We start from the raw sequence: 25261 nt of genomic DNA on the forward strand, positions 1-25261 counted from the left end.
TGTCACGAACCAAGAAGATGGACGATGGTCTTCACAGCAGCAGAGCGCGACTACCTGGAGGGGCAGTTGCTGGGACGGCTGGCCGCGATCGGGCCGGACGGACGCGCCGCCACGCCGCAGCGGAGCGGCCAGGGTTCTAGGCTCGCGGTGTGATCACGTCCGTCGTCTTCGACATCGGCGAGACCCTGGTGGACGACACCCGGGAATGGCACGCGTGGGCCCGCTGGCTCGGCGTTCCATCGCACACGATGTCCGCGCTCGTCGGCGCCGTCACCGCGCTGGGACGCGACAACGCCGACGCCTTGCGCCTCGTCCGCCCTGGTCTGGACCTGTCCGCCGAACGCCGTGCCCGTGCCGCCGCCGGGCAGGGCGAGGACCTTACCGAAGACGACCTCTACCCGGACGTCCGTCCCGCACTGGCCGAGCTTCGCCGACAGGGCCACTGGGTCGGTCTCGCGGGCAACCAGACCGCGCGTGCCGGCATGCTGCTCCGCGCGCTGGGCCTGCCGGCCGACGCGATCGCCGCCTCCGAGGAGTGGGGGGTGGCCAAGCCGGACCCCGCGTTCTTCGAGCGTCTCATCGAGTGGACGCCGGGCGAGCCAGAAGAGATCGTGTACGTGGGCGACCATCCCGCCAACGACATCGGGCCGGCGAACGCCGCCGGGCTACGGACGGCGATGGTACGGCGCGGACCGTGGGGCCACCTGTGGGCCGACGACCCTGCGGGTGGAGGCGCGGCCGACTGGCTCGTCAACTCCCTGACCGATCTTCCGGCCCTGCTGACGACCTCCTGACATCCCGGCCATGTGGCGCCCGTCCGGGTACGGTTCCGATTGAACCGACCCTTCGGAGACGCGAGTGAATGCGGAACGGCGAACCAATGACCGCATCGCGGCCACGCGCACCGCACGACGTCTCACCCAGCGGCAACTCGCGGAGTCGGCCCACATCTCGCTCAGCCTCATTCGCAAGATCGAGCAGGGCCGCCGTCCGGCGAGCGATCAAGCGCTGGAGGCCATCGCCAGTGCCCTCGGCGTCCAGCCCGATGCACTGACAGGCCGCCGCCTCGATACCGATAGCCGGGTACACGCGGCCATCCCGAGCCTCCGTACCGTCATCGACGCCTACGACCTACCCGAAGACGGCCTCATCCGCCCACTGGACCAGCTCCGCAAGGCGGCGGATGAGGCGACGAGGCTGCGCCTGGCATCGCAGTACACACGGCTCGTGGAGACCTTGCCTCCTCTCCTGGCCGAACTGACGCGCGCTGCTCATGGCGCTCATGGCTTCCAACTCCAGGCCACTGCGGGACTCTTGGCCGTCGCGTACCGGGCTGCCGACGCCGTCGCCTACAAGTACGGGTACTACGACCTGTCCGCGCGTCTGGTCGAGCTGATGCGCCGAGCCTCCGATATGGCCGATGACCCCGCTCTACGGGCGACGGCGGCTTACGTCCGCACCGAGGTGTTCTTCGCGAGTTGCAATCTCACGCCCGCCATGCGCGCCCTTGAAAGCGCCATCGATGAGATCCCACAGCAAGGAACCCCGGTGACACGGGCAGCAGCGGGCTCTCTGCACATGCGGGCCGCAGTCGTCGCCGCCCGGTCGACCGATGATCCTGCGGCCGTGGACGAGCACCTTGCACACGCCCAACGTCTCGCGGCATCGGTGCCAGAGGGCATATACAACGGGACCGCCTTTGGTCCGGCGTCCCTTCGCGTACACGAGATCGCCGTCGCGGTGGAACTGGGTGACGCGTCGCGCGCCCTGAACGTAGCCGAGTCATCCGTGGACGAGACAGACCGCACGACACTGGCTGGACTACCCGCGGAGCGGTCTTCGCACTACCTGATCGACCTTGCGCGCGCCCGGCTCTGGCTGGGGCTCCGCGATGAGGCGTTCCAGTCGCTCCAGGCGGCCCGAAAGATCGCACCCCAGCACGTTCGCGAGCATCCACATGTCCGAGATGCTCTCGTAACGCTACTGCGCCTGCATTTCGCCCCACCGCACGCCTTGGTCACCTTCGCGGAGTGGGCGCACGCGATTTAGCCGGCTCACAGCCGGTGACACACGATGTGTCACTCGCATGCCTTGCAGAGCATCAGCATCAGAGAGGTCGGCATCACATGCCGCTTCCCGAAGACACGACGGCCCCGGCCGGTGCTGCGAACACCGGTGCTCCGGGGCCTGACCAGGAACGAGGTCCTGGCTATGAGCAACCCACTGGAACCGCCTGAATTGTTCGCGTGGGACGCCGAGCAAGCGGGCGGCGTGACCGACGACTACGGAAGAGCGATCGGCCACGTCCACCGAGCTCTTGCCGACGCGCCCGCCGGAGCGTCCGGAATCGTCCGTCAGGTCCGGCTGGGCGGAGCCAGCGGTGTCCGCTACATCACGCTCGGCGTGGTCGGGCTGGCCCGGCGGGACGAGGCATCCGGTGCGGTGGAGTGGACGGACGGGACAAGGTGAGCCCCGCCCAAGCCGGGGAGGACCGTCCCGACGCGTTCACGGCCATCCCGGAGTTCACGGTGACGTGGCTCCCCGATGGAACGTGGCGTGGGCGGTATCACGTCGATCCGGCGCTGGTCATCGATAGGAACACCTGGCCGGAACTGCAGGCGGCGTGCCGCGACGCGCGCCTCAAGCGGAGCCGGCCCCGCGCCGCCGAACAGACGACGGAGGCAGGCACATGAGCGTGGCAGATTCCGCGCGCCCCGCCCGGCACGCTAGGAAGAGCAGCCCCCGACGGACGCGCGTCAACATCTTCTGACCGGTCGGCGCTTTCACCGCCGCCGACCGGTCTGGGCGATCGATCATTCTCGACCCGCACGGGGACGCGCTCGTCCTCACCCGATGTCCACACGGCGCGCCGGGGCCTCATGGCTGTGCGATGCGGGGCGTGGCTCTGGTCTCGCATGAAGGGCCGCACCGGCCTGTGGTCGCTCAGTTGCCTTCGAGGAGGAGCAGGCCGAGGGGCGTGACGGCGTGGTTGACACGTTTGCCGAGGCGTTGGGTCGTGATGAGTCCGGCATCGCGGAGCACGGTGGTGTGACGGCTGGCGGTCTGTAGCGGGATGGCGACGCGGGCGGCCAACTGGGTAGTGCTGCAGGCCCCCATGGCCACGGCTTCCAGCACGTTTGCGCGGGTGCGTCCGAGCAGAGCCGTCAAAGCGCATTCCCGGGAGCGGCCTGCGGATGACACCAGACCGGTCCAGTCGAGCAAGTGCGCAATGGGATAGGCGAGCACCGGGGTAAGCGAGGGATCGAGCAGGGCGACCGGCGGGCCCCAGCAGAAGAAACTCGGTTGCAGGACCAGGCCCCGTCCGTCCAGCACGATGTCATGGTCGGCGGGGTAGTCCAGATGCAGGACCGGGAAGCTCCATTGCGCCGAGGGATGCAGCGTTTCCAGGACTTTGGGCCAGCCGCCCTCGGCCAGAGCCTTGCGCCGCTGCGCACGATCACGGTCGATCTGTGCTTGGAGTGCATCCCAGTACGGAGCCATGCAGCGATCGAAGTAGCTGGTGACGGCATGGGCAAGCTGATCGAGCGTGTCAAGGCGCCCCGCTGCCAGCCGACCGATCCACGCGGGGACGGGGCGACCGGGGTGCCTGGTGGAAAGCTCGGTGAGGTCAGTGCGCAACCGGGATCGGGACGTGCTGCGCAGTGCCTCAATGCCGCTGGCCAGTGCACCTGTGCCGGTGGTCGGGGTGAGGAAATCGGCCGCGTAACCCGTCGCGGGGGCCAGGTCGGTCAGCAGGCGGGCGGAGGCCGGGACACTCGGCCGCACTTGGCGTTTCCATCCCGCGAATACCGCTGTGCCCTCGGGGCGGCGCAGCCGATGCAAGCTGAGCAAGATCTCCCACATCGCGTCCGCCCCCGCGGCGAGACGGATTCTCGACAGATCATCGCCGGTAAAGAAGATGCGCAACATCATCTTTCTCCGTGAATCACCTATGCCATCAGATCAGCATCTCTGATGTTAGCGCGAAGGTGAGCACGTCACCTGTCCACAACACGTCAGAAATCGAGTCCTGGCGCGCCTCGCGAACTGCCCACCCGTGCCACAGATCCATGCTTCCCATCGTGCCGGGAAGGACTTGTCGGCGACGTCAGGTCGCCCCAGGATCGACCACATGATCCGAATCGCACTGTGTGCCACGTTGTCGGCCGTGGTGTTCGCCGTCCCGGCGACCTCACAAGCCCAGGAGACCACCACCGGCTCAAGCGCATCGGCAGCCGGGAAGGTGTTCTACGTCAAAGGCTCCAGCGTGTCGCTCAACACCAGCTACGGCAACGGCTGCAAGGCATGGATGAACGGCAGAACCCCCGGTAGACACCGGCAGGGGCTCGTGCAGTCGTGGGGCGACTACTGCACTATGGCCCTATATCACTACAAGAATGGCAAGCCCACCCGACTGTCGGGCTGGCACTCGCTCAACCACGGAAAGAAGCACACCGGCTTCTACAGCGGCTCATCCGGCAAAAAGATCTGGGTGTGCCTGTTCGATCGCCAAGGCAATCCCGACGCCATCTGCAGCAAGGCGAAATGACATACGCGCGGCATGAACCGTAGGGACGGGAAGTCCGGGCGGGGTGTGCAGCCGGAATCGCGGTGCGGCTGATCCGGCCCGCCCGCCATGCCGGACTCCCGCCGCGGCCCCGGAGGCGCATGATCGCCCCCGGGGCCGCGGATCAGGTGAAGACCCGAGAGAAGATCTTCAGCACGTCCAAGCCGACGGGCTGATGAGTACCCAGGTCAGGTGCTACTTCAGGAGCTGGCGGGCCATGACCATGCGCTGGATCTGGTTGGTGCCCTCGTAGATCTGGGTGATCTTGGCGTCGCGCATCATCCGCTCGACCGGGAACTCGCGGGTGTAGCCGTAGCCGCCGAGGAGCTGGACGGCGTCGGTGGTCACGTCCATCGCCACGTCCGAGGCCAGCGTCTTGCAGGCCGACGACACGAAGGTCAGGTCCGGGATCTTCTCGCCGTGGAAGGCGCGCTCGGACTTCATCGCGGCGTGGTAGGTGAGCTGGCGGGCGCCCTCCAGCCGCATCGCCATGTCGGCGATCATGAACTGGACGCCCTGGAAGTCGGCGATGGCCGTCCCGAACTGCTTGCGCTCCTTGACGTACCCGAGCGCGTAGTCGAGCGCGCCCTGGGCGATGCCGAGGGCCTGGGCGGCGATGGTGATGCGGGTGTGGTCCAGGGTGGCCAGCGCGGTCTTGAAGCCGGTGCCCTCGGCGCCGATGATCCGATCGGCGGGGATCCGCACGTCCTCCAGGATGACCTGGCGGGTCGGCGAGCCCTTGATGCCGAGCTTCTTCTCCTTGGCGCCGAACGACACGCCCGGGTCGGACTTCTCCACGACGAACGCCGAGATCCCGCGCGACCCGGCGGACGGGTCGGTGACGGCCATCACGGTGTAGTACTCCGACACGCCCGCGTTGGTGATCCACATCTTGGCGCCGTTCAGCACCCAGTGGTCCCCGTCCCGGACCGCGCGGGTCTTCATCCCCGCGGCGTCGGACCCGGCGTCGGCCTCCGAGAGGGCATAGGAGAACATGGCATCGCCCTTGGCCACCGGGTTCAGGTACTTCCTCTTCAGCTCCTCGGAGCCGGACAGCAGCACCGGCACCGTCCCGAGCTTGTTGACCGCCGGGATCAGCGAGGAGGACGCGCACGCCCGCGCGACCTCCTCGATGACGATCACGGTGGCGAGGGCGTCGCCGCCGGAGCCCCCGTACTCCTCCGGGACGTGCACCGCGTGCAGCTCGTTCTGCACCAGCGCGTCCAGGGCCTCCTGGGGGAAACGGGGCTCCTCGTCCACCGCCGCGGCGTGGGGGGCGATCTTGGCATCGGCGAGCTCGCGCACCGTCTGCCGGAGGAGCTCGTGATCCTCGGAGGGCGCGTACGTGGGAAGGTCGGGACTCATACCACGGATGCTACCGGCCGGTATAGCGAACCGGTCGGCTGCGGGTAGGACTTGGAGAACCAGCGGAGAGAGGGGAGTCGCCTTGGCCCACCGGCTGACGGTGATCGGAACCGGGTACCTCGGCACCACCCATGCCGCCTGCATGGCGGATCTGGGCTTCGAGGTGCTCGGCCTGGACGTCGACACAGAGAAGATCGCCCGGCTGTCGGCCGGAGACCTGCCGTTCTACGAGCCCGGCCTGGAGCCGCTGCTGCGCCGCGGCCTGGACAGCGGACGGCTGCGCTTCACCACGTCCTACGACGAGGTCGCCGGGTTCGGCGACGTGCACTTCCTGTGCGTCGGCACCCCGCAGAAGTCCGGCGAGTACGCGGCCGACATGGCCTACGTGGACGAGGCGGTCACCCGGCTGGCGTCCCGGCTGCGCGATCCGTGCCTGATCGTCGGGAAGTCGACCGTGCCGGTCGGCACCGCCGACCGGCTCTCCCGCCGCATCGCCGCCCTCGCCCCGGCCGGCGCCGACGCCGTGCTGGCCTGGAACCCCGAGTTCCTGCGCGAGGGCTTCGCCGTCAAGGACACCCTGCACCCGGACCGGATCGTCGCCGGGCTGCCGCCCGAGGAGGGCGCCGCCGGGCACGCCGAGAAGATCCTCCGCGAGATCTACGCGCCGATGCTGGCCGAGGGCAGCCCGTTCATCGTCGCCGACTACCCCACCGCCGAGCTGGTCAAGGTCTCGGCCAACGCCTTCCTGGCCACCAAGATCTCCTTCATCAACGCGATGGCGGAGGTCTGCGAGGCCGCGCACGCCGACGTCACCAAGCTGTCGGAGGCGCTGTCGCACGACGACCGGATCGGCGGCAAGTTCCTCGGCCCCGGGCTCGGCTTCGGCGGCGGCTGCCTGCCCAAGGACATCCGCGCGTTCATGGCCCGCGCCGGCGAGCTCGGCGTCGACCAGGCGCTCAGCTTCCTGCGCGAGGTGGACGAGATCAACATCCGCCGCCGGATCCGGATGGTGGAGCTGGCCCGGCTCCAGCTCGGCGGCTCCTTCGCCGGCCGCACCATCGGGGTGCTCGGCGCGGCGTTCAAGCCCGACTCCGACGACGTCCGCGACTCGCCCGCGCTCGACGTCGCCGCGACCATCCGCGCCCAGGGCGGCGACGTCACCGTCTACGACCCGCAGGCCATGGAGAACGCGCGCCGCGCCCAGCCGGACCTCGCCTTCGGCGACTCGGCCCTCGACGCGGCCCGCGGCGCCCACGCCGTCCTGCTGCTCACCGAATGGGCCGAGTTCCGCACCATGGACCCGGCCGAACTCGCCGCCGTGGTCGCCGAGCGCAACATCGTCGACGGCCGCAACGCCCTCGACCCCGAGCGGTGGCGCGCCGCCGGCTGGACCTACCGCGCCCTCGGCCGCCCCTGACGGGAACGAGCGGGGCCGGACGGGCGTTGTCGCCTGCATGACCGATGCCTTCGCCGACCCGGACGTGATCCGGCGGCTCCTGAACGACTCGACGACGTGGGCGTTCGTCGGACTCGGCGACAACCCCGACCGGGAGGTCCACAACCAGGCGCGGCTGCTCCAGCGGCGCGGCAAACGGATCATCCCCGTCCACCCGTCCGGGGCGGAGGTGCTCGGCGAGCCGGGCGTCACCTCGCTCGCCGACCTCCCGGACGGCGTGGACGTCGTCGGCGTCTACCGCCGCGCCGAACACGCCGGCGCCGTCGTGGACGAGGCCGTCGCGGCCGGCGCGAAGGCGGTGTGGCTGCCCCTCGAAGTGATCGACGAGGCCGCCGCCCGGCGCGCCGCGGACGCCGGCCTCGACGTCGTCATGAACCGCTGCCCCGCCGTCGAATGGGCCCTGCGCCGCTAGACTTTTGAAGTCCCGGCCTACGGCCCTCGCCTGGCGGCTCGTGCCTTACCGGGCCTTGGCGAGCGCTGCATCGCTTCGCGATCTGCCCGGCGAGGCTCGCCTCCGGCATCGCCCCACCGGGCAGGTAACGCGCTCGCGCGGCGGCTGAGGCCGCTGGGGGGCAGGTCTAGAGTCCCTCTCGGAGGCGGGCGCCCTTCGCCTTGGCCTGGTCGTACAGCTCACGCTGGAAGTCACGCATTCGGGCCTGGAGCGCCTCGTCGGAGGCCGCCAGGATCCGCACGGCCAGCAGGCCCGCGTTCCGCGCCGCGCCGACGGCCACCGTCGCGACCGGCACCCCGGCCGGCATCTGGACGATCGACAGCAGCGAGTCCATGCCGTCCAGGTACTTCAGCGGCACCGGCACCCCGATCACCGGCAGCGGCGTCACCGCGGCGAGCATCCCCGGCAGGTGCGCGGCGCCCCCGGCCCCGGCGATGATCACCCGCAGCCCCCGCCCGGCCGCCTCCTCGCCATAGGCGATCATGTCGTGCGGCATCCGGTGCGCCGACACCACATCGGCCTCGAACGGCACCCCGAACTCCTCGAGCGCCTCACCCGCCGCCTTCATCACCGGCCAGTCCGAGTCACTCCCCATGACCACACCGACAACAGCGTTCATGCTCTCCCCTTTCCTGGGGGACGACCCCCAGACCCCCGCCACCCCGGAAATCCTCGCTCCGCTGCGGCTTACCGGATCGCCCTGGGGGACGACCCCCAGACCCCCGCCACCCCGGAAATCCTCGCTCCGCTGCGGCTTACCGGGGACCCCACCTCAAGTAGTCCGCCGCGTGGCGGGCGCGTTCTCTCACCTCGGCGAGGTCGTCGCCGCAGGCGGTGACGTGGCCGATCTTGCGGCCGGGACGGACGTCCTTGCCGTAGAAGTGCACCTTGACGGCCGGGTCGTGGGCCATCACGTGGATGTAGCGGGGGTACAGGTCGGGGTCGTCGCCGCCGAGGACGTTGGCCATCACGGTGTGGCGGGCGGTCGGCTCGGTGGAGCCGAGGGGCAGGTCGAGGACGGCGCGCAGGTGCTGTTCGAACTGGGACGTGCGGGAGCCCTCGATCGTCCAGTGGCCGGAGTTGTGCGGGCGCATCGCCAGCTCGTTCACCAGCAGGCCCGTCTCGGTCTCGAACAGCTCGACGGCGAGGAGGCCGGTGACGCCGAGCTTCTCGGCAATGTCGAGGGCCAGGCGCTGGGCCTCGGCGGCGCGGCCGGGGGCGAGACCGGGGGCGGGCGCGAGGACCTCGACGCAGATGCCGTCCTCCTGGACGGTCTCCACGACCGGGTACGCGGCGCCCTGGCCGTATGGGGAGCGGGCGACGACGGCGGCCAGCTCGCGGCGGAACGGGACGTGCTCCTCGACCATCAGGCCGACGCCCTCGGCCGCCAGCCGGGCGATCAGGGCGGACGCGTCGTCGAGGTCGTCCAGCAGCCAGACGCCCTTGCCGTCGTAGCCGCCGCGGGTGGCCTTGAGGACCAGCGGCCGGCCGTGCTCGCGGGCGAACGCCTCCAGGAACTCCAGCGGCTCGGCGGCGGGGACGGGCGCGTGGGCGGGGCAGGGCGCGCCCAGCTCGGTGAGGCGCTCGCGCATCACCAGCTTGTCCTGGGCGTGCAGCAGGGCCGCGGCGCCCGGACGGGCGGGGACTCCGGCCTCCTCCAGGGCCCGGATGTGCGGGCCGGGGACGTGCTCGTGGTCGAAGGTCACCACATCGCAGCCCTTGGCGAAGGTCAGGAGGTCGTCAAGGGAGGCGTCGTCGCCGACGACCACGTCGGCGCAGACGCGGGCCGCGGAGTCGTCCGCCGAACCGGCCAGCACCCGCAGCGACACGCCGAGCGCGATCGCGGCCTGCTGCGTCATCCGGGCCAGCTGACCGCCGCCCGCCATCCCGACGACCGGCATCTGGGCAGGGTTTCTCACGCTGAAAGGTTATCGGCCGGTAAGGAGTGAACGGATCGCGGGCACGCCGCGTCGAACGGGGTATGGCCAACATGGCGGCGGGACGGGACGGCGCGGATACCGTTGTTCGATCCTGTTCCCGCCTCCCGGTGGCAGCCTGCGTCTATCCTCGTGGTGCCTCCGAAAGCAGCCGCGTGCCGATCCGCGGCGCAGTAGCCGAAGTCCGGAAGGACGGTTTCTCTTCGTGAGCCTGGTCGCCACTCTCCACCGGCGGTTCGCGCACCTGGTGCGCGAGCTCGCGAAGTTCGGCAGCGTCGGCGCGATCGCCTTCGTCATCACGCTGGTGCTGGGCAACGCCCTCAACTCCGGCATGGGCGTCGGCCCGCTGACCTCCAACGGCGTCGCCACCGTGGTCGCGACGACGTTCTCCTACCTCGCCAACCGCTACTGGACGTTCCGGCACCGCGACCGCACCGGGCTCGGTCGCGAGTACGTGCTGTTCTTCGCGCTCAACGGCGTCGGCCTGGTGATCACCGAGCTGTTCATCGGGTTCACCCACTACGTGATCGGCGCGACCGGGCCGCTCGCCTACAACATCTCGCTGGTGATCGGCACCGGCGTGGCGACGCTGTTCCGGTTCTGGTCGTACAAGAAGTGGGTCTTCCTGCCGACGTCGGCGCCGCCCGTCGATCCGGCCTCCGGGCTGCCCGAGACCGGTCCCCGGGCGCCGGCCGGCGGGGAGGCCCCCGGGCAGCCCGCCGACGGGCGGGGGCTGCCCGGGCAGGGACTCGGCCGTCCGGCCGGCACGCAGGACGCCGAGTTCACCCGGATCCGCTGACCGGCGGGCCTCAGGTGGGGCCGATGACCACGCGTTCCTCGGCGAGCCGCGCGTCGGCGACCTGGCGGAGGAAGATGCCGAACACCGCCGGGTCGGCCTGGATCAGCTCCAGCCGGCCGCCGTCCACGACCGCGAGCGAGCGGGCCAGGTAGAGGCCGAGGCCGGTGCCCTTGCCGCTGGTGACGCTGCGTTCGAAGATCCGCGGTTCCAGCTCGGGCGGGATACCGCGGCCCTGGTCGCCGACCTCGACGACCACCGAGCTCGCCCCCTGCTTGGTGTTGATCGTGACGGTGCCGGCGCCGTGCACCAGCGAGTTGTCCAGCAGGGTCGCCACGATCTGGGAGAGCCCCTCGGGGTTGGCCAGCCCGACCAGCCCCTGCTCCCCGGTGAGCCGGACGTCGCGGCCGTCCCGCCGGAAGATCGGCCGCCACTCCTCGACCTGCTGGGCGATGACCTCGTCGATCCCGGTCGGGACGGCGCCGCCGGTGCGGTCGTGCCGGGCGCGGGCCAGGAGCTGCTCGACGACCGCGACCAGCCGCTCGGCCTGGGCCACCGCCGCCGCGCCCTCCTCGCGCACCACGTCGGGGTAGTCGGCCGCCTCGATCATCTCCTCCAGCCGCATGGACAGCGCGGTCAGCGGGGTGCGGAGCTGGTGGCTGGCGTCGGAGGCGAACTCGCGGCTGGCGGCCAGCAGGTCGGCGATCCGCACCGCGCTGCGGTCGAGCACCTCGGCGACCCGGTCGACCTCGGCGATGCCGTACCGGCGCCGTCGCGGGCGGGCGTTGCCGCTGCCGAGCCGGTCGGCGGTCTCGGCCAGGTCGATGAGCGGGAGGGTCAGCTTGCGCGCCTGGAACATGGCCAGGCCGACGGTGACCGCGACGCCGAGCGCGGCGAGGCTGCCGATCAGCAGCATCTGCCGCAGCGCCTCGTCCTGGATCTCCGACGCCGCCCGGGACACCTGCACGCGCACGCCGCCGGACGTGCCGGCGGCGGTGAGCAGCTCGGCGCCGCGGGCCGGCTCGGCGCCCGCGGTCACGATGCGGTTGTCGGGCAGGACGATCACGATCCGCCGGCCGGGGTACTCCTGGGCGATCTTCTCGCTGGAGATCGGCTGGCGGGACTCCAGGCTGAATCCGACGCCGCCGAGGATGGAGGAGACCTCGCGTTCCAGTGACTGGCGGGCCTCCTCGTAGATGAGCTTGTGCGTGGCGTAGGCGAGGGGGATGCCGAGCAGCAGGATCGCGACGACCGCCACCGCGAGCGTCGACAGGAGCAGTCGGCGCCTCATCAGGGCTCCTTCGAAGGTGAAGCCACGATCATGCGGATCTGCCCCGGGTCTCTCGGGAAGACCCGTGGCGGAACCGCATGACCATGGCGGGTGGTGCTAGTCGCCGCGCTCGAACCGGAACCCGACGCCCCGCACGGTGGTGATGTAGCGGGGACTGCCGGCGTCGTCGCCGAGCTTGCGGCGCAGCCAGGAAATGTGCATGTCGAGGGTCTTGGTGGAACCCCACCAGTTGGTGTCCCACACCTCGCGCATGATCTGTTCGCGGGTCACGACCTTGCCCGCGTCCCGGACCAGGACGCGGAGCAGGTCGAACTCCTTGGTGGTGAGCTGGAGCTCCTGTTCGCCCATCCAGGCCCGGCGCGACTCGGCGTCGATCCGGACCCCCTGGACGATCGGGGTCTCGGTGCTGCCGCGGCGCAGCAGCGCCCGGACCCGGGCCAGCAGCTCGGCCAGCCGGAACGGCTTGGTCACGTAGTCGTCGGCCCCGGCGTCGAGGCCGACGACCGTGTCGACCTCGTCGGCGCGGGCGGTCAAGATCAGGATGGGCACTCCATGCCCCTCGGCACGGACCCGGCGGGCCACCTCGAGCCCGTCCAGTTCGGGCAGGCCCAGGTCGAGAACGATGAGATCCACGCCGCCCCCGAGCGCCCGTTCCAGGGCCTGCGGCCCGTCCGGACTGACTTCAACGGTGTACCCCTCGCGACGCAGCGCGCGGGCGAGAGGCTCGGAGATGGACGTGTCGTCCTCGGCGAGCAGTACTGAGGTCATGAACCGATCGTATGGCCATTCATGAACGTTTCCCGGCAGCCGCCGCGCTCTTGACCTGCGGTTTGCCACTCGTAGTACATCCTCGAATACGGACACACCACAAGCAATCCGGAGGTAACCGTACGTGCCGCCACTCCGGCAGGATGTCGCCCGGCCGGTGGCGGCAGTCCTCCTCCTCGCTCTGGCCGCGCTGCACTTCCAGGCCGTCCCCGGCGGATTCGGCACCGAGTCCTATTTGGGGGTCTTCCTGATCCTGGCCGTGATCACGGCGCTGGCCGGGGTCGCCGCCTTCCTGCTGGACGATCGCGACCGCGTCTGGTGGTACGCGCTGGCCCAGGGCGCGGCGAACCCGCTCGGCTACCTGTGCAACCGGCTCACCGGGCTGCCGCTGGCCGGGGACGTCCCCGAGCGCTGGTACGGGGCGCGGGCCGGATGGTCGCTGGTCTTCCTCGGCGTGCTGCTGTTCGTGCTGGCGCTGGGGGTGCTCATCGCCCGGCACCGGCGCCGCCGGCTGCCGCAACCCGTGCTGTCGGCGGACGACCGGGACCTGTTGTCGATCCCGCGACCGGGCCGCTCGGGAAGGTGATCCGGGAACGTCTGGACACGCCCGAACGTCGGGACACGCCAGACGAGCCCGCTATGAACGCATCTCCTTGGGTACGAGCAGCGCCACCGGCAGGCGTTCGAGCACGTCGCCGAGGTCGAGGACGGGTCCCCAGAGCAGGGCGCCGGTGAGCACGTCCCGCCAGCCCTGGTAGCCGAGGTCCAGCGTGGTGCCCTTCCAGCCGCCCAGGCGCTCCAGCCCGACGGGCAGCCTCGTCGCCACTGTGAGCGCGTTCCCCCGCCAGAACGCCACGGCGTGCTCGGCGGCGGGCCCGGCGGCGGGGAGCGGCCGGTACGCCGTGGCCGGGTCGTTCACCAGGGGCGGCCCGTGGTCGGGGACCGGCTCGTACTCGGCGGCGGGACTGTGCGCCGCGGCCGGATCCCATTCGACGGGCGGGCCGTACCAGTCGGGATGTTCCCGGCGCTGGCGCAGCGCCCGCGAGGTGACCAGCAGCTTCTCGTCGTCCAGGCCGCGCGGCGGGCGCCCGCTGTCGAGCCGGAGGAGGCGGTCGCGCCGCCACGCGTGGTCGACGGGCCGCAGGTTGTCGGGGCCCGCGACCGCGAACCCGGTCAGCTCGCAGCCCTGGTAGACGTCCGGGACGCCCGGCATGGTGAGCTGGACGATCTTCTGCCCGAGCGTGTTGATCCGCGCGTACGGCTCCAGCAGGTCGACGAACGCGCCCACGTCGGCCATCAGGGCGCGATCGTCGAGCACCTGGCGGGCCCGCGCGGCGATGCCCGCCTCGTACGCGCGGTCCGGGACGGCCGCGGTGGTCCGGGTGCCGGCCGCCCGCGCCGCCCTCACCAGGAACGCCGTCAGCCGGTCGAAGGTGAGCGGCCAGGCGCCGACGAGCGTCTGCCACATCAGGTAGTCGAGATCGGGCTCCAGCGGCGACCCCGTCCCGGCACCGGCACCGCCCGTCCCACCGCCCGTCCCACCGTCCGCGACGGCGCACCGGGCCTGCCAGCGGGTGACGGCGTCGGCCCAGGGGCCGGGCATCTCGGCGAGGACGGCGAACCGGGCCCGGACGTCCTCCTGGTGCTCGGTGTCGTGGTCGGACAGGGCCGTCATCGTGGACGGCCAGTCGCGGACGAGGCGTGCACAGTGCGCGTGGAAGGCGTCCGGGGCGACGGTGAACCGCCCTGGGGCGTGGCCGGCGCCGATGTCGTCGAGCGAGGCCGCGCCGCCGCCGGTGAACGACATCCGGAGGTCGGCGAGCGGCTTCTCCCCCTCGCGGTCGACGAACAGGCCGTTCACCATCGCGAGCGAGTCGTACCCACTGGTGCCCGCGCACGGCCAGTCGCCCGGTACGCGCTCCTCCCCGGCAGCCGCCTTCTCCAGCAGGATCCACTTGCCGGGAAGCCGCTCGGCGAGGCGCTCCAGGTAGCCGCGCGGGTCGCTCAGGCCGTCGGGATCGTCGATCCGCAGCCCGTCCACCAGCCCTTCGGAGACGAGCCCCAGCAACGGCCCGTGCGGCCGTTCGAAGATCTCGGGATCGTCCGCACGCGCTGCCACCCCGGATGGGGGCGTGGACGTGGAGACGGGTGCGGGGAGCACATCGACCAGCACGCCCAGCCCATGCGCGCGGAACCGGGCCGCCATCGCGCGGAACGCCTCCAGGCCCCCGAGCTCCTCCGACAGCCGCACGTGACCGTCCACGGGCACGGTGACGGCGGCGGACGCGGGCCCCCGCGCCACCGCCGCCGGCTGGAGCACGGGCGACAGGTGGACGTGCGACACCCCGAGAGCCATCAGGTACGGGGCGAACGCGGCGGCCTCGGCGAAGCCGAAGCGCTCGTCCGCGGTGCCGCACAGGCGCAGGCGGTAGGACCCGGCGGGCGCCGGGAGCTCCGAGGCGTCATGCACCTTGGACCACATCCCCTCAAATCGTCCCAAACCATGCTTCCCGCTGAGGGGTGGCTCACACCGATCGGGATGGCACTGGTCAGAACGGACATCCGTGGGTTACCTTAGGGGAGCCTTACCTTAATGAGGGGCCCCTAAGCATCCGGCGGCCCCGCCGGCCGCCCACCGCATGAGAGGTCCCCCAGCGCATGTACGTCTGCGTCTGCAACGCCGTCACGGAGGACGACGTGCGCGACTGCCTGGCCCACGGCGGCAGCCGCTCGGCGAAGGACGTCAAGGCCGCCTGCGGCATGCTGCCCGGCTGCGGATCGTGCACCAAGCGGCTGCACGCCATGGTCAGCGAGCACCGCACGGCCAGCGAGCTGGTGGACGCCCTCACCGGCGGCCCCGCCCCCCTCGAACTCGCCCCTGAGCTTCCCCGCGAAGTCCCGGTGGGCGACACCCCGATGATCGAGCTCGAGAGGGGTTCCGCGCCGCAGACCGCCGCCTGAGGCAGCTCCGAAGCCGTCCGCACCGGCCGTCCTCCCCGATGAGGACACGCCCCGTGCGGGGGTCAGTGCTGCCCGAGGAACGGGTCCCATGGAAGCATGGGCGATATGGAAGGCGACAAGGACATCATCGCGCTGCTCAACGAGCAGCTCACCGCGGAGATCACCGCGATCAACCAGTACTTCCTGCACGCGAAGATGCAGGAGAACTGGGGCTTCACCCGCATGGCCGAGCACACCCGGGCCGAGTCCTTCGACGAGATGCGGCACGCCGAACGGCTGACCGACCGCATCCTGTTCCTCGAGGGCCTGCCGAACTACCAGAAGATCGGCACGCTGCGCATCGGGCAGACCGTCTTCGAGCAGCTCGAGGCCGACATGAAGGTCGAGCTGGAGGCCGTGGCCCGGCTGCGGCCCGGCGTCGAGCTGATGCGCTCGCGCGGCGACATCACCTCCGCGCGGATCTTCGAGGAGATCCTCGCCGACGAGGAAGAGCACATCGACTACCTGGAGACCGAGATCGCGCTCGTCGCCGCGCTCGGCGAGCAGAACTACCTCCAGCGCCTCACCGGTGCCCCGGGCGAAGGCACCCCCAAGCCCGTCTGACCTGCCCCCGGCGGCCTCCAGAGACCCCACCGCCTTCGGGGCCGGCGTCTCCGGGGGAACTTCCAGGACGAGCGCTCCCGGCGGTGGACCGGCCTTCTCAGGCCGGTCCGCCGCCGGCGGCGTTCCCGGGGCCGTCCGGCGCGTCCGGCGTGTGCGGAGCGGCCGGAGCGGCCGGAGCGGCCGGGTTTCGGGTGGAGCGGCGCAGGACGGACGGCTGGATGATGCCGAGGCCGCGGACCGGACGCCGGACGATCTTGGTGACCTCCAGCCCCGGCTCCCCCTCCAGCGCCGCGGCCAGCTCGGTGTCGATCACGACCGAGCCGGGCCGGGCCAGCTTGGTCAGCCGCGCGGCCAGGTTCACGGTGGTCCCGAACATGTCGCCCATCAGCGGCAGCACCGGGCCGTAGGCCACGCCGACCCGGACGTCGGGCACCTCGATCTCGTCCTGGATCGTCTCGGCGATCGCGAGCGCGATCTCGCCGCCCACCAGCGGCGAGTCCGCGCAGAACAGCACCTCGTCGCCGAGCGTCTTGACCAGCCGCCCGCCGCACGAGGCGACGATGTCGGAGGCGGTCTCCTCGAACCACTCCACCACCCGGGCCAGCTCCAGCTCCTCCAGGTCGCGGCTCACCTGGGTGAACGACACCATGTCGGCGAAGCCCACGGTCGTCAGCGTGCGTCCCGCCGCGACCGCGCCGGGCTCGCCCTGCGCGGCGGCCTCGCGGGTGGACGCGGCGGCGATGGCGCGGGTCCCGGCGGCGGCGAGCTGGCGCCGCCAGGCGTGCACCACCAGCGGCTCGAACTCGCCGATGTGCTTCTCGGCGATGTCGACGATCGAGCCGACCGCCTCGGCGGTGGGCGGCTCCTGCGGGTCCTGGCTCAGCATCCCGCCGAGCAGGTTGACCTGCCATTCGGCCAGCCGGGTCATGGTCTGCCCGAACGCCCGGACGAGCCGGATCACGCCGTCCTCGTCGAGCACCCCGTCGTCCATGAGCCGCCGGATCCGGCACAGCGCGGCGACGTCGCCCTCGGTGTAGGCGATCACTTCGTCCGGCATCGAGGGGTAGCCGAACGCCCGCCACACCCGGCCGGAGAACTCCCGGGTGACCCCGGACAGCCGCACCGCGTCGACCCGGGTGTAGCACAGCTCGCCACCGAGCAGGAGTTCCTCGATCTCCTTCGGGTCCGGCAAACCTGCTGCCATCGTCTGCCCCTCAGCCCGCCGCCGGGGACGCCCGCGGCATCGTGGTCCAGTTCATCGTCGGGCGGTCTCCCGGTCACGAAACGGCCCGTTGTGTGCCGCTTTCCCACGCCATATCGTCGCAGATCCGGTGCCCAGTCCGAGGTCAGGACGACAATTCCGCTCAATCCGTCGTCCGGCCCCGGGCGGCGGGCCCGCGCGGACGGGCGTCCGGGCCGTCCCCCGGGCGCGGCCGTTCACGGGGCCGCCGTCCCGCGCACGTGCACGACGTCACCGGCGCTGACGGGCCGCTCCCCGCGGGGCCCGGCGACCACGAGGCGGCCCGCGGTGTCGATGTCGGACGCCGTCCCTTCCAGGGCCGCGTCGCCGGGCAGCTCGACCCGGACCTCGCGGCCGAGGGTGCGGCACAGCTCCTTGTAGGCGGTGCGCAGCCCGCTGGTCTCGGGGTCGCCCTCCAGCGCGACCCACTCGCGGTACCAGGTCGCGAACTCGCGCAGGATCGCGCGCAGCAGCGGCGCCCGGTCGCTGAGCGGCGCGCCCTCGATCGCCAGGGAGGTCGCGGTGGGCACCGGGAGCTCGTCCTCGCGCAGCCCCACGTTCAGCCCGACGCCGACGACGAGCGCGTCGTCGAACTTCTCGACCAGGATCCCGGCCAGCTTCCGCTCGCCCACCAGCAGGTCGTTCGGCCACTTCAGCCGGACGTCGACGGCGGCGGCGCCGGTCCGCTCCCGGTCGGCGGCGGGGGCGAAGAACCCCTCGCCCTCCTGTGACCACATGGTCATCCTGCGGACGGCGGTGGCCACCGCGACCCCGGTGAGCAACGGCGCCCAGCCGAGCCGCGCCGCCGGGACGGCGGGCCGCAGCAGCAGCGAGAACATCAGCCCGGAGCGCGGCGGGGCGGCCCAGGGGCGCCCCAGCCGGCCCCTGCCCGAGGTCTGGAGCTCGGTCACCAGGACGGTGCCCTCGGGCGCCCCGTCCCTGGCCACGGCCGCGAGGTCGGCGTTGGTGGACCCGGTCTCGGGCACGACGCGGACGTCCCGCCACAGCGAGCCCTCCCCCACGAGCGCGCGCCGGAGCGCCGCCTCGTGCAGGGGCGGCCGGTCGAGGTCGGCATACGGTGAGTCGCTCACCACACCATCCAACCCCACCGGCCCCGGGTGCCCCCGGCCGGGGAAGCGATCTAGAGTGACCGGCGTGGACGGAGTGGCGCTGAGGCGCGAAGGGCAGGGCGGCCACGTCGCCGAGATCGTGCTGGACCGGCCGGAGGCGCTGAACGCCCTCTCGACGGCGATGGCGCGGCGGCTGGCCGCGGTGTGCGCCGAGGTGGCGGCCGACCCGTCCGCGCGGGCCGTGGTGCTGAGCGCGGCGGGCGAGCGGGCGTTCTGCGTGGGCGCCGACCTCAAGGAGCGCAACACGATGAGCGACGCGGAGATCCTGGCGCAGCGCCCGGTCTTCCGCGCCGCGTTCGGCGCGGTGCTCGACCTGCCGCAGCCGGTCGTCGCGGCCGTGCACGGGTACGCGCTCGGCGGCGGCTGCGAGCTCGCGCTGTCGTGCGACGTGATCGTGGCCGACGGGACCGCGGTGTTCGGGCTGCCCGAGGTGGGCGTCGGGCTGGTCCCCGGGGGCGGCGGCACCCAGCTCGCCGTCCGGCGGCTCGGGCCGGGCCGCGCCGCCGACCTGGTGCTGACCGGCCGCCGCCTCGCCGTCGCGGAGGCGCGCGAGTACGGGCTGGTCGACCGGAGCGTCCCCGCCGGGACGGCGCGCGAGGAGGCCCTGGCCGTCGCCGGGACGATCGCCGGGAACTCCCCCGCCGCCGTGCGGGCGGCCAAGCGCGCGATGCGGCTCGGCGCCGAGGGCAGCCTGGCCGCCGGGCTCGACATCGAGGACAACGCCTGGCGCACCCTCGCGCTCTCCGCCGACCGCCGCGAGGGCATCGCCGCCTTCAACGACAAGCGCAGGCCGAACTGGCCGTCGTAGGCCGGGTCAGCCGAGCGGCCCGGCCATCTGCTCGGCCATGTGGACGACGGACCTGCCGCCGATGTCCTCCCGGCCGGCGGGGACGGCCGGCCTGATCACCACCATCAGCCGGTGTTCTGGAGGCCGGCGGCGACGCCGTTGACCGAGAGCAGGAGCAGTTCCTCCAGGTGGCCGCGTTCGGCCTCGTCGGCGACGCCCTCGCGCAGGGCCGACAGCGCCCGGAGCTGAAGGTGGGACAGCGCGTCCACATAGGGGTTGCGCAGCTCCACCGCCCGCGAGAGGACCCTGCGGTTCTCCAGCAGCCGGTCGTGGCCGGTGACGGCCAGGACCAGCGAGCGGGTCCGGTCGTACTCGGCGAGGACGGCGGTCGACAGGTCCGGCCGGTCGCCCAGCGCCAGGTAGCGTTCGGCGATCGCCCGATCGGACTTGGCCAGGCTCATCTCGGCGTTGTCGAGCAGCGCCGCGAACAGCGGCCACGCCTCGTACGCCTCGCGCAGCTCGCCGACGTCGGTCCCGCCGCCCGAGACGGCGCCGAGGCCGCTGCCGATGCCGTACCAGCCGGGCAGGTTGACCCGGGTCTGCGTCCAGGCGAACACCCACGGGATCGCGCGCAGGTCCTCCAGCCCCCGGGCGGCCTTGCGGCGCGCCGGACGCGAGCCGATGCGCAGCTCGGAGATCTCCTCCAGCGGGCTGACCCGGGCGAACCAGGCGGCGAAGCCCTCGGTCCCGATCAGCGACTGGAACGCGTCCCGGGCCGCGTCGCTGATCTTGTCGGCGAGCGGCCGGTACCGCGCCGCGGCCTCCCTGGCCCGGTCCTGGACGGCGTCCGTGGAGGCCAGCAGGACCGCGTTGGCGACCTGCTCGACGTGCCGCCGCGCGATCTCCCGGTGGCCGTACCGGGCGAAGATCACCTCACCCTGCTCGGTGACCTTGAACCGGCCCGCGACCGAGCCGGGCGCCTGGGCCAGGATCGCCCGGTTGGCCGGGCCGCCGCCGCGGCCGAGCGAGCCGCCGCGGCCGTGGAACAGGGTCAGCGTGATCCCGTTGGCCGCCGCCCACGCGGTCAGCGCCTCCTGGGCGTCGTACAGCCGCAGGGTCGCGCTGGCCGGGCCGAGCTGCTTGGCCGAGTCGGAGTAGCCGAGCATGACCTCCAGGCGGCGGCCGGTCTCGTCCAGCCGGCGCCGGACGGCGGGGATCTCCAGCATCCCCTCCAGCACCTCGGGGGCCTGCTCCAGGTCCTCACCGGTCTCGAACAGCGGGACGACGTCCAGGACGGGCGCGTCGTCGCCGAGCGAGGCGGCCAGCTCGTGCACGTTGGCGATGTCGGCGGCGGTGCGGGTGAACGACACGACGTAGCGGGAGCAGGCCCGCACCCCGAACCGGCGCTGGATCCAGCCGACCACGCGCAGCGTGTCGAGGATCTCGTCGGTCATCTCGCTGTGCTCGCCGTCCGCGCGCAGCTCGGCGAGCGCCTTCTCGTGCAGCTCCGAGTGCTGCCGGATCTCCAGCTCGGCCAGGTGGAAGCCGAACGTCTCGACCTGCCAGACCAGATGCTGGATCCGCCCGTACGCCTGCCGTGCCGCGCCCGCCCCGGCCAGCGACTCCTGGACGGTCCGCAGGTCGGCGAGCAGCTCGTCCGGCGAACCGTAGGCCAGGTCGGCGTCGCGTTCGCGGGTGGCCCGGATCCGCGCCGCCGCGAACAGCAGGAACTGCCGGTGCGGCTCGCCCGGGGACCGCTTGGCGATCCCGCCGATGAGCTCGGGCTGCGCGGTCCGCGCGGCGGCCAGCGCATTGCCGAGCTCCTCGGACGGCGGCGTGGTGGACACGTGCGCGGTCAGCTCGCGGCCGACCCGTCCGCAGGTGGCCTCCAGCGCGCGCAGCACGTGCTCGGCCTGGATCACCACCGCGTCGCGGGTGACCTTGGCGGTGACGTGCGGGTTCCCGTCGCGGTCGCCGCCGATCCAGCTCCCGAACCGCAGGAACGGCCGGACCTGCGGGGGCCGGGCGCCGGTTCCGGCGGGGTCCAGGGCCACATCGAGGGCCCGGTAGATCTGCGGCACCACCCGGAAGATCGTCTCGTCGAACGCGGCCATCGCGGTGCGGACCTCGTCGAGCGGGTCCATCTGGGCGTTGCGGCGCAGCGCGGTGCGCCACAGCAGGTCGATCTCCTCGCGCATCCGCCGCTCGACGTCGTCGCGCTCGCGCACGCCCGGCTCGGCGTTCAGCGCGGCGAGCAGGTCGCTGATCCGCTGGATCGCGGTGACGACGGCGCGGCGGCGGGCCTCGGTCGGATGCGCGGTGAAGACCGGCCGGAACTCCAGCCCCTCGACCACCCCGGCCAGCCGGTCGCCGCCGGCCGCGCGGATCTCCTCCACCGCCGCCGCCATCGAGCCGGACACGCTCTCGCCGAGGTCCCGCTCCCGCAGCGTCCGGATGCGGTGGTGCTCCTCGGCCAGGTTGGTGAGGTGGAAGTACACGGTGAACGCCCGCGCGACCTGCCCGGCGCGCTCCAGGGTCCAGCCGTCGACGAGCGCGGCGACCTCGGCGCCGTCGATCTCGCCCTTGCGGGCGGCGATCACGGCGTGCCGCAGCCGCTCGACGTCGTCCAGGAGATCTCTGCCCCGGTACTCGACGAGGCTGTCGCCGAGCATCGCGCCCAGCAGCCGCACATCGCGCCGCAGCGGTTCGGGCATGTCCTGCCGAAGGGTGTCACGCGTGTTCGTAGCCACATGCCAAGCGTACTGAGCAGGGATATCGGCGCCCCGGCCGCACCCGCCGCAGCGGCGTGCGGTTACCCTGGCGGGCATGGCGACGGAAGCTCCTGAACCCGTGGTGGACTTCGACATCCACACGACCGCGGGCAAGATCGCAGATCTGGAAATGCGCCGCTACGAGGCGGTGCACGCGGGCTCCGCACGCGCGGTCGAGAAGCAGCACGCCAAGGGCAAGATGACCGCCCGAGAGCGGATCGACGCGCTGCTGGACCCCGGCTCGTTCGTCGAGTTCGACGAGATGGCGCGGCACCGCTCCACCAACTTCGGGATCGAGAAGAACCGCCCGTACGGCGACGGCGTCGTCACCGGCCACGGCACGGTCGACGGCCGCCACGTGGCGGTGTTCAGCCAGGACTTCACCGTGTCCGGCGGCTCCCTCGGCGAGGTCTTCGGCGAGAAGATCTGCAAGGTGATGGACCACGCGGTGAAGACCGGCTGCCCGGTCATCGGCATCAACGACTCCGGCGGCGCGCGGATCCAGGAGGGCGTGGCGGCCCTCGGCCTCTACGCCGAGATCTTCAAGCGGAACGTGCACGCCTCCGGCGTGATCCCGCAGATCTCCCTGGTCATGGGCCCCTGCGCGGGCGGCGCGGTGTACTCCCCCGCGATCACCGACTTCATCGTGATGGTCGACCAGACCTCGCACATGTTCATCACCGGGCCGGACGTGATCAAGACGGTCACCGGCGAGGAGGTGACCATGGAGGAGCTCGGCGGCGCGCACTCGCACAACTCCAAGTCGGGCGTGGCGCACTACCAGGGCTCCGACGAGGGCGACGCGATCGAGTACGTCAAGGCGCTGCTGTCGTACCTGCCGTCCAACAACCTCTCCGACCCGCCCGAGCTCGGCGGCCCGGTCGACCCCGAGGAGCTGGTCGAGGAGCTCGACACGCTGGTCCCGGACTCGCCGAACCAGCCCTACGACATGCACACCGTCATCGGGCACGTGCTCGACGACGGCGAGTTCCTGGAGGTCCAGGAGCTGTTCGCGCCCAACATCATCTGCGGCTTCGGCCGGGTCGAGGGCCACTCGGTCGGCGTCGTCGCCAACCAGCCGATGCAGTTCGCCGGGACGCTCGACATCGACGCCTCCGAGAAGGCGGCGCGGTTCGTCCGCACCTGCGACGCGTTCAACGTGCCGGTGCTGACCTTCGTGGACGTGCCCGGGTTCCTGCCCGGCACCGACCAGGAGTGGAACGGGATCATCCGGCGCGGCGCCAAGCTGCTCTACGCCTACGCCGAGGCGACCGTCCCGCTGGTCACGGTGATCACCCGCAAGGCGTACGGCGGCGCCTACGACGTGATGGGCTCCAAGCACCTCGGCGCCGACATCAACCTGGCCTGGCCGACCGCGCAGATCGCGGTGATGGGCGCGCAGGGCGCGGTCAACATCCTGTACCGGCGCGAGCTGGCCGCCGCCGAGAGCGCGGCCGACGCCGACGCGCGCCGCGCCGAGCTGATCACCGAGTACGAGGACACCCTCGCCAACCCCTACGTGGCGGCCGAGCGCGGCTACGTCGACAACGTGATCAAGCCGTCCGAGACGCGCGGCCAGATCGTGCGCGCGCTGCGCGCGCTGCGCGAGAAGCGCAAGACTCTCCCGCCGAAGAAGCACGGCAACATCCCGCTTTAGGAGACTCTGGTGACTGCCGAAGACAGGCCGTTCCTTCAGATCGTGCGGGGCGAGCCAACGCCCGAGGAGGTCGCGGCGCTCATCGCGGTGCTCACCGCCCGCGCCCAGGCCGCGGCCACGGCGCGGGCCGGCGGCGACGGGCGCCGCCCGTCCCGCTGGGCCGACCGGTCCCGGCTGGTACGTGGCGCCGCGGGTACGGCGATGAGACCGCGCGGCCCGGGAGCGTGGCGGGCGAGCGCGCTGCCGGGGTAGCCGCGACCCGCCGTGGGACGGGTCCGCCACAGAGCCTCCGAGCTGCGGTGGAACCACGTCGGGGGCGCCGATCCCGGAATGTTCCCCCGAACATGTAACCGTGGTTTCGCGCCCAGCGACGGCCTCCGCACGAATAAGGTGAAAGGCCATGGCCACCTCGGAGTTCGTCCCACAGCCCGCGCGCTACGCCGTTTTCGTCGACGCGGGGTACCTCTACGCGGCCTCAGGTGCGCTGCTCCTCGGCTGCGGTTCGCGGCGGGAGTACCGGGTCGCGGCCGAGAAGCTCATCAAGCTGCTGACGAGCCACGCCGACGACCAGCTGCTGGGCGAGCTGCTCCGGGTGTACTGGTTCGACGCGGCGCCCAAGCGGCAGCCGACGGTCGACCAGCGGGTGATCGCCAACCTGCCGCTGGTGAAGCTGCGGCTGGGCAACCTGAACGCGCAGGGGCAGCAGAAGGGCGTCGACGCACAGCTCCGCGCCGACCTCGAGGCGCTGGCCCGGCACCGCGCGATCACCGACGCGGTGCTGCTGGCCGGCGACGAGGACATGCTGCCCGCGGTCGAGGCGGCGCAGCGGTACGGGGTCCGCGTGCACCTGTGGGGCGTCGAGCCGACGCACGGGTCCAACCAGGCCGAGTGGCTGGTGTGGGAGTCCGACACCGTCGAGGTGCTGTCGGCCGACTTCCTGCGCCCCTACTTCACCAAGGCCAAAGTGCTGCCGGTACCCGCGCCGGGCACCGCCGCCGCGGCCCGCGACGCCGCCGCCGCCAACCACGCCAGCCCCGTCCCGTCGCCCGCGCAGGTGTTCGCGGGCCGCGCGCCCGCGGTGCGGCCCTCGCCGGCCGCCGCGACGGTCCGCGCCACCGTGCCCGCGACCGGGCCCACCGTGACGCCCGCCACCGTGGCGGCCACGCTGAACTCCACGCCCCTCACGCCGGGCACCGAGGGGCGGCTCGGCCCCGACCGGCACCACATGCTGGAGATCGGCGAGCATGTCGCCCAGAAGTGGATCTTCGAGCGGGGCCGGGACAACATCCGCGACCTGCTGCCCGGCCCGATCCTGCCGCCCGTCATCGACAAGGAACTGCTGATCGAGGCCGAGAAGGACCTCGGCAGCTCGCTGCGCCCCTACCAGGAGGCGCGGACCTGGCTGCGGGACGGCTTCTGGGAGCGCGTCTACCGCGAGTTCGGCATCGGCGTCGGCAAGTCCGACTGACGCGCCCCGGGGC

General features: G+C 72.0%; 25 protein-coding genes. 15 read left to right on the top strand and 10 right to left on the bottom strand.

The annotated features are described in order from the left end of the window. Positions 1 to 24: 24 nt before the first annotated feature. From QP090_RS28340 to QP090_RS28355, 4 genes are all read left to right on the top strand, one after another. Positions 25 to 153, top strand: coding sequence for a PNPOx family protein (locus QP090_RS28340; protein WP_285942516.1), 129 nt, complete (start codon positions 25 to 27; stop codon positions 151 to 153). Further along, positions 150 to 794 (top strand): HAD family hydrolase, encoded by a 645-nt coding sequence (locus tag QP090_RS28345; RefSeq protein WP_285942517.1) that lies wholly within the window; start codon positions 150 to 152, stop codon positions 792 to 794. The genes QP090_RS28340 and QP090_RS28345 overlap by 4 nt, the downstream gene beginning before the upstream one ends. A 64-nt stretch (positions 795 to 858) precedes the next feature. Beyond that, a complete protein-coding gene (locus QP090_RS28350) occupies positions 859 to 2049 on the top strand; it encodes a helix-turn-helix domain-containing protein (protein ID WP_285942518.1) in 1191 nt (396 codons plus the stop codon). Between the two features lie 162 nt (positions 2050 to 2211). Beyond that, entirely contained in the window at positions 2212 to 2469 is a 258-nt protein-coding gene (locus QP090_RS28355; protein ID WP_285942519.1) for a hypothetical protein, read from the top strand. A gap of 474 nt (positions 2470 to 2943) precedes the next feature. Here the strand turns inward: QP090_RS28355 and QP090_RS28360 are convergent, their stop codons facing one another. Beyond that, positions 2944 to 3933, bottom strand: a complete 990-nt coding sequence (locus QP090_RS28360; RefSeq protein ID WP_285942520.1) for an ArsR/SmtB family transcription factor — start codon at positions 3931 to 3933, stop codon at positions 2944 to 2946. A gap of 199 nt (positions 3934 to 4132) precedes the next feature. Between QP090_RS28360 and QP090_RS28365 the strand changes: the two genes are divergently transcribed. Further along, positions 4133 to 4549: a hypothetical protein gene (locus QP090_RS28365; protein ID WP_285942521.1), complete on the top strand. Its 417-nt coding sequence runs from the start codon at positions 4133 to 4135 to the stop codon at positions 4547 to 4549. Between the two features lie 213 nt (positions 4550 to 4762). Here QP090_RS28365 and QP090_RS28370 read toward each other — a convergent pair whose 3' ends face one another. Next, the gene (locus QP090_RS28370) at positions 4763 to 5932 is read right to left on the bottom strand and encodes an acyl-CoA dehydrogenase (RefSeq protein ID WP_285942522.1); all 1170 of its coding nucleotides are present in this window, start codon (positions 5930 to 5932) and stop codon (positions 4763 to 4765) included. An 82-nt stretch (positions 5933 to 6014) separates the two neighbouring features. Here QP090_RS28370 and QP090_RS28375 point away from each other — a divergent pair, with 82 nt between their 5' ends. Both QP090_RS28375 and QP090_RS28380 read left to right on the top strand, forming a co-directional pair. Then, positions 6015 to 7349 (top strand): UDP-glucose dehydrogenase family protein, encoded by a 1335-nt coding sequence (locus QP090_RS28375; RefSeq protein WP_285942523.1) that lies wholly within the window; start codon positions 6015 to 6017, stop codon positions 7347 to 7349. 37 nt (positions 7350 to 7386) lie between these two features. After that, positions 7387 to 7800 carry a CoA-binding protein gene (locus QP090_RS28380; protein WP_285942524.1) on the top strand — a complete coding sequence of 138 codons (414 nt, stop codon included), beginning with the start codon at positions 7387 to 7389 and terminating at the stop codon, positions 7798 to 7800. A 166-nt stretch (positions 7801 to 7966) separates the two neighbouring features. Here the strand turns inward: QP090_RS28380 and purE are convergent, their stop codons facing one another. After that, positions 7967 to 8458, bottom strand: a complete 492-nt coding sequence (purE, locus tag QP090_RS28385) for a 5-(carboxyamino)imidazole ribonucleotide mutase (RefSeq protein WP_285942525.1) — start codon at positions 8456 to 8458, stop codon at positions 7967 to 7969. Positions 8459 to 8594: 136 nt separating this feature from the next. Beyond that, complete coding sequence (locus QP090_RS28390; protein ID WP_285942817.1) at positions 8595 to 9740, bottom strand: 5-(carboxyamino)imidazole ribonucleotide synthase; 1146 nt, start codon at positions 9738 to 9740, stop codon at positions 8595 to 8597. 241 nt (positions 9741 to 9981) lie between these two features. Between QP090_RS28390 and QP090_RS28395 the strand changes: the two genes are divergently transcribed. Further along, positions 9982 to 10575 (top strand): GtrA family protein, encoded by a 594-nt coding sequence (locus tag QP090_RS28395; RefSeq protein WP_285942526.1) that lies wholly within the window; start codon positions 9982 to 9984, stop codon positions 10573 to 10575. A gap of 10 nt (positions 10576 to 10585) precedes the next feature. Here QP090_RS28395 and QP090_RS28400 read toward each other — a convergent pair whose 3' ends face one another. Further along, a complete protein-coding gene (locus tag QP090_RS28400; RefSeq protein ID WP_285942527.1) occupies positions 10586 to 11863 on the bottom strand; it encodes an ATP-binding protein in 1278 nt (425 codons plus the stop codon). Positions 11864 to 11959: 96 nt separating this feature from the next. Beyond that, positions 11960 to 12631: a response regulator transcription factor gene (locus tag QP090_RS28405; RefSeq protein ID WP_026402549.1), complete on the bottom strand. Its 672-nt coding sequence runs from the start codon at positions 12629 to 12631 to the stop codon at positions 11960 to 11962. Between the two features lie 157 nt (positions 12632 to 12788). Here QP090_RS28405 and QP090_RS28410 point away from each other — a divergent pair, with 157 nt between their 5' ends. Further along, the gene (locus QP090_RS28410) at positions 12789 to 13217 is read left to right on the top strand and encodes a hypothetical protein (RefSeq protein WP_285942528.1); all 429 of its coding nucleotides are present in this window, start codon (positions 12789 to 12791) and stop codon (positions 13215 to 13217) included. A 51-nt stretch (positions 13218 to 13268) separates the two neighbouring features. Here the strand turns inward: QP090_RS28410 and QP090_RS28415 are convergent, their stop codons facing one another. Further along, complete coding sequence (locus QP090_RS28415; protein WP_285942529.1) at positions 13269 to 15113, bottom strand: hypothetical protein; 1845 nt, start codon at positions 15111 to 15113, stop codon at positions 13269 to 13271. A gap of 176 nt (positions 15114 to 15289) precedes the next feature. Between QP090_RS28415 and QP090_RS28420 the strand changes: the two genes are divergently transcribed. After that, positions 15290 to 15592, top strand: coding sequence for a (2Fe-2S)-binding protein (locus tag QP090_RS28420; RefSeq protein ID WP_285942530.1), 303 nt, complete (start codon positions 15290 to 15292; stop codon positions 15590 to 15592). 105 nt (positions 15593 to 15697) lie between these two features. Next, the gene (gene bfr / locus QP090_RS28425) at positions 15698 to 16195 is read left to right on the top strand and encodes a bacterioferritin (RefSeq protein WP_285942818.1); all 498 of its coding nucleotides are present in this window, start codon (positions 15698 to 15700) and stop codon (positions 16193 to 16195) included. A gap of 97 nt (positions 16196 to 16292) precedes the next feature. Here the strand turns inward: bfr and QP090_RS28430 are convergent, their stop codons facing one another. After that, positions 16293 to 17399 (bottom strand): adenylate/guanylate cyclase domain-containing protein, encoded by a 1107-nt coding sequence (locus tag QP090_RS28430; RefSeq protein ID WP_285942531.1) that lies wholly within the window; start codon positions 17397 to 17399, stop codon positions 16293 to 16295. Between the two features lie 233 nt (positions 17400 to 17632). Then, entirely contained in the window at positions 17633 to 18526 is an 894-nt protein-coding gene (locus tag QP090_RS28435; protein ID WP_285942532.1) for a biotin--[acetyl-CoA-carboxylase] ligase, read from the bottom strand. A 64-nt stretch (positions 18527 to 18590) separates the two neighbouring features. On the opposite strand from QP090_RS28435, the gene QP090_RS28440 reads away from it, so the two are divergent. After that, entirely contained in the window at positions 18591 to 19373 is a 783-nt protein-coding gene (locus QP090_RS28440; RefSeq protein WP_285942533.1) for an enoyl-CoA hydratase/isomerase family protein, read from the top strand. Between the two features lie 104 nt (positions 19374 to 19477). Here the strand turns inward: QP090_RS28440 and QP090_RS28445 are convergent, their stop codons facing one another. Next, positions 19478 to 22066: a phosphoenolpyruvate carboxylase gene (locus QP090_RS28445; protein WP_285942819.1), complete on the bottom strand. Its 2589-nt coding sequence runs from the start codon at positions 22064 to 22066 to the stop codon at positions 19478 to 19480. 112 nt (positions 22067 to 22178) lie between these two features. On the opposite strand from QP090_RS28445, the gene QP090_RS28450 reads away from it, so the two are divergent. The 3 genes from QP090_RS28450 to QP090_RS28460 all read left to right on the top strand — a co-directional run bounded on the left by QP090_RS28450 (position 22179) and on the right by QP090_RS28460 (position 25248). Then, positions 22179 to 23780 carry an acyl-CoA carboxylase subunit beta gene (locus tag QP090_RS28450; protein ID WP_285942534.1) on the top strand — a complete coding sequence of 534 codons (1602 nt, stop codon included), beginning with the start codon at positions 22179 to 22181 and terminating at the stop codon, positions 23778 to 23780. A 9-nt stretch (positions 23781 to 23789) separates the two neighbouring features. Continuing rightward, positions 23790 to 24032, top strand: a complete 243-nt coding sequence (locus QP090_RS28455; protein ID WP_432763084.1) for an acyl-CoA carboxylase subunit epsilon — start codon at positions 23790 to 23792, stop codon at positions 24030 to 24032. A 148-nt stretch (positions 24033 to 24180) separates the two neighbouring features. Next, positions 24181 to 25248, top strand: coding sequence for an NYN domain-containing protein (locus QP090_RS28460; protein ID WP_285942535.1), 1068 nt, complete (start codon positions 24181 to 24183; stop codon positions 25246 to 25248). The last annotated feature ends 13 nt before the right edge of the window (positions 25249 to 25261 follow it).

This window comes from Actinomadura xylanilytica (genome assembly GCF_030283145.1).
GTDB lineage: Bacteria > Actinomycetota > Actinomycetes > Streptosporangiales > Streptosporangiaceae > Spirillospora > Spirillospora xylanilytica.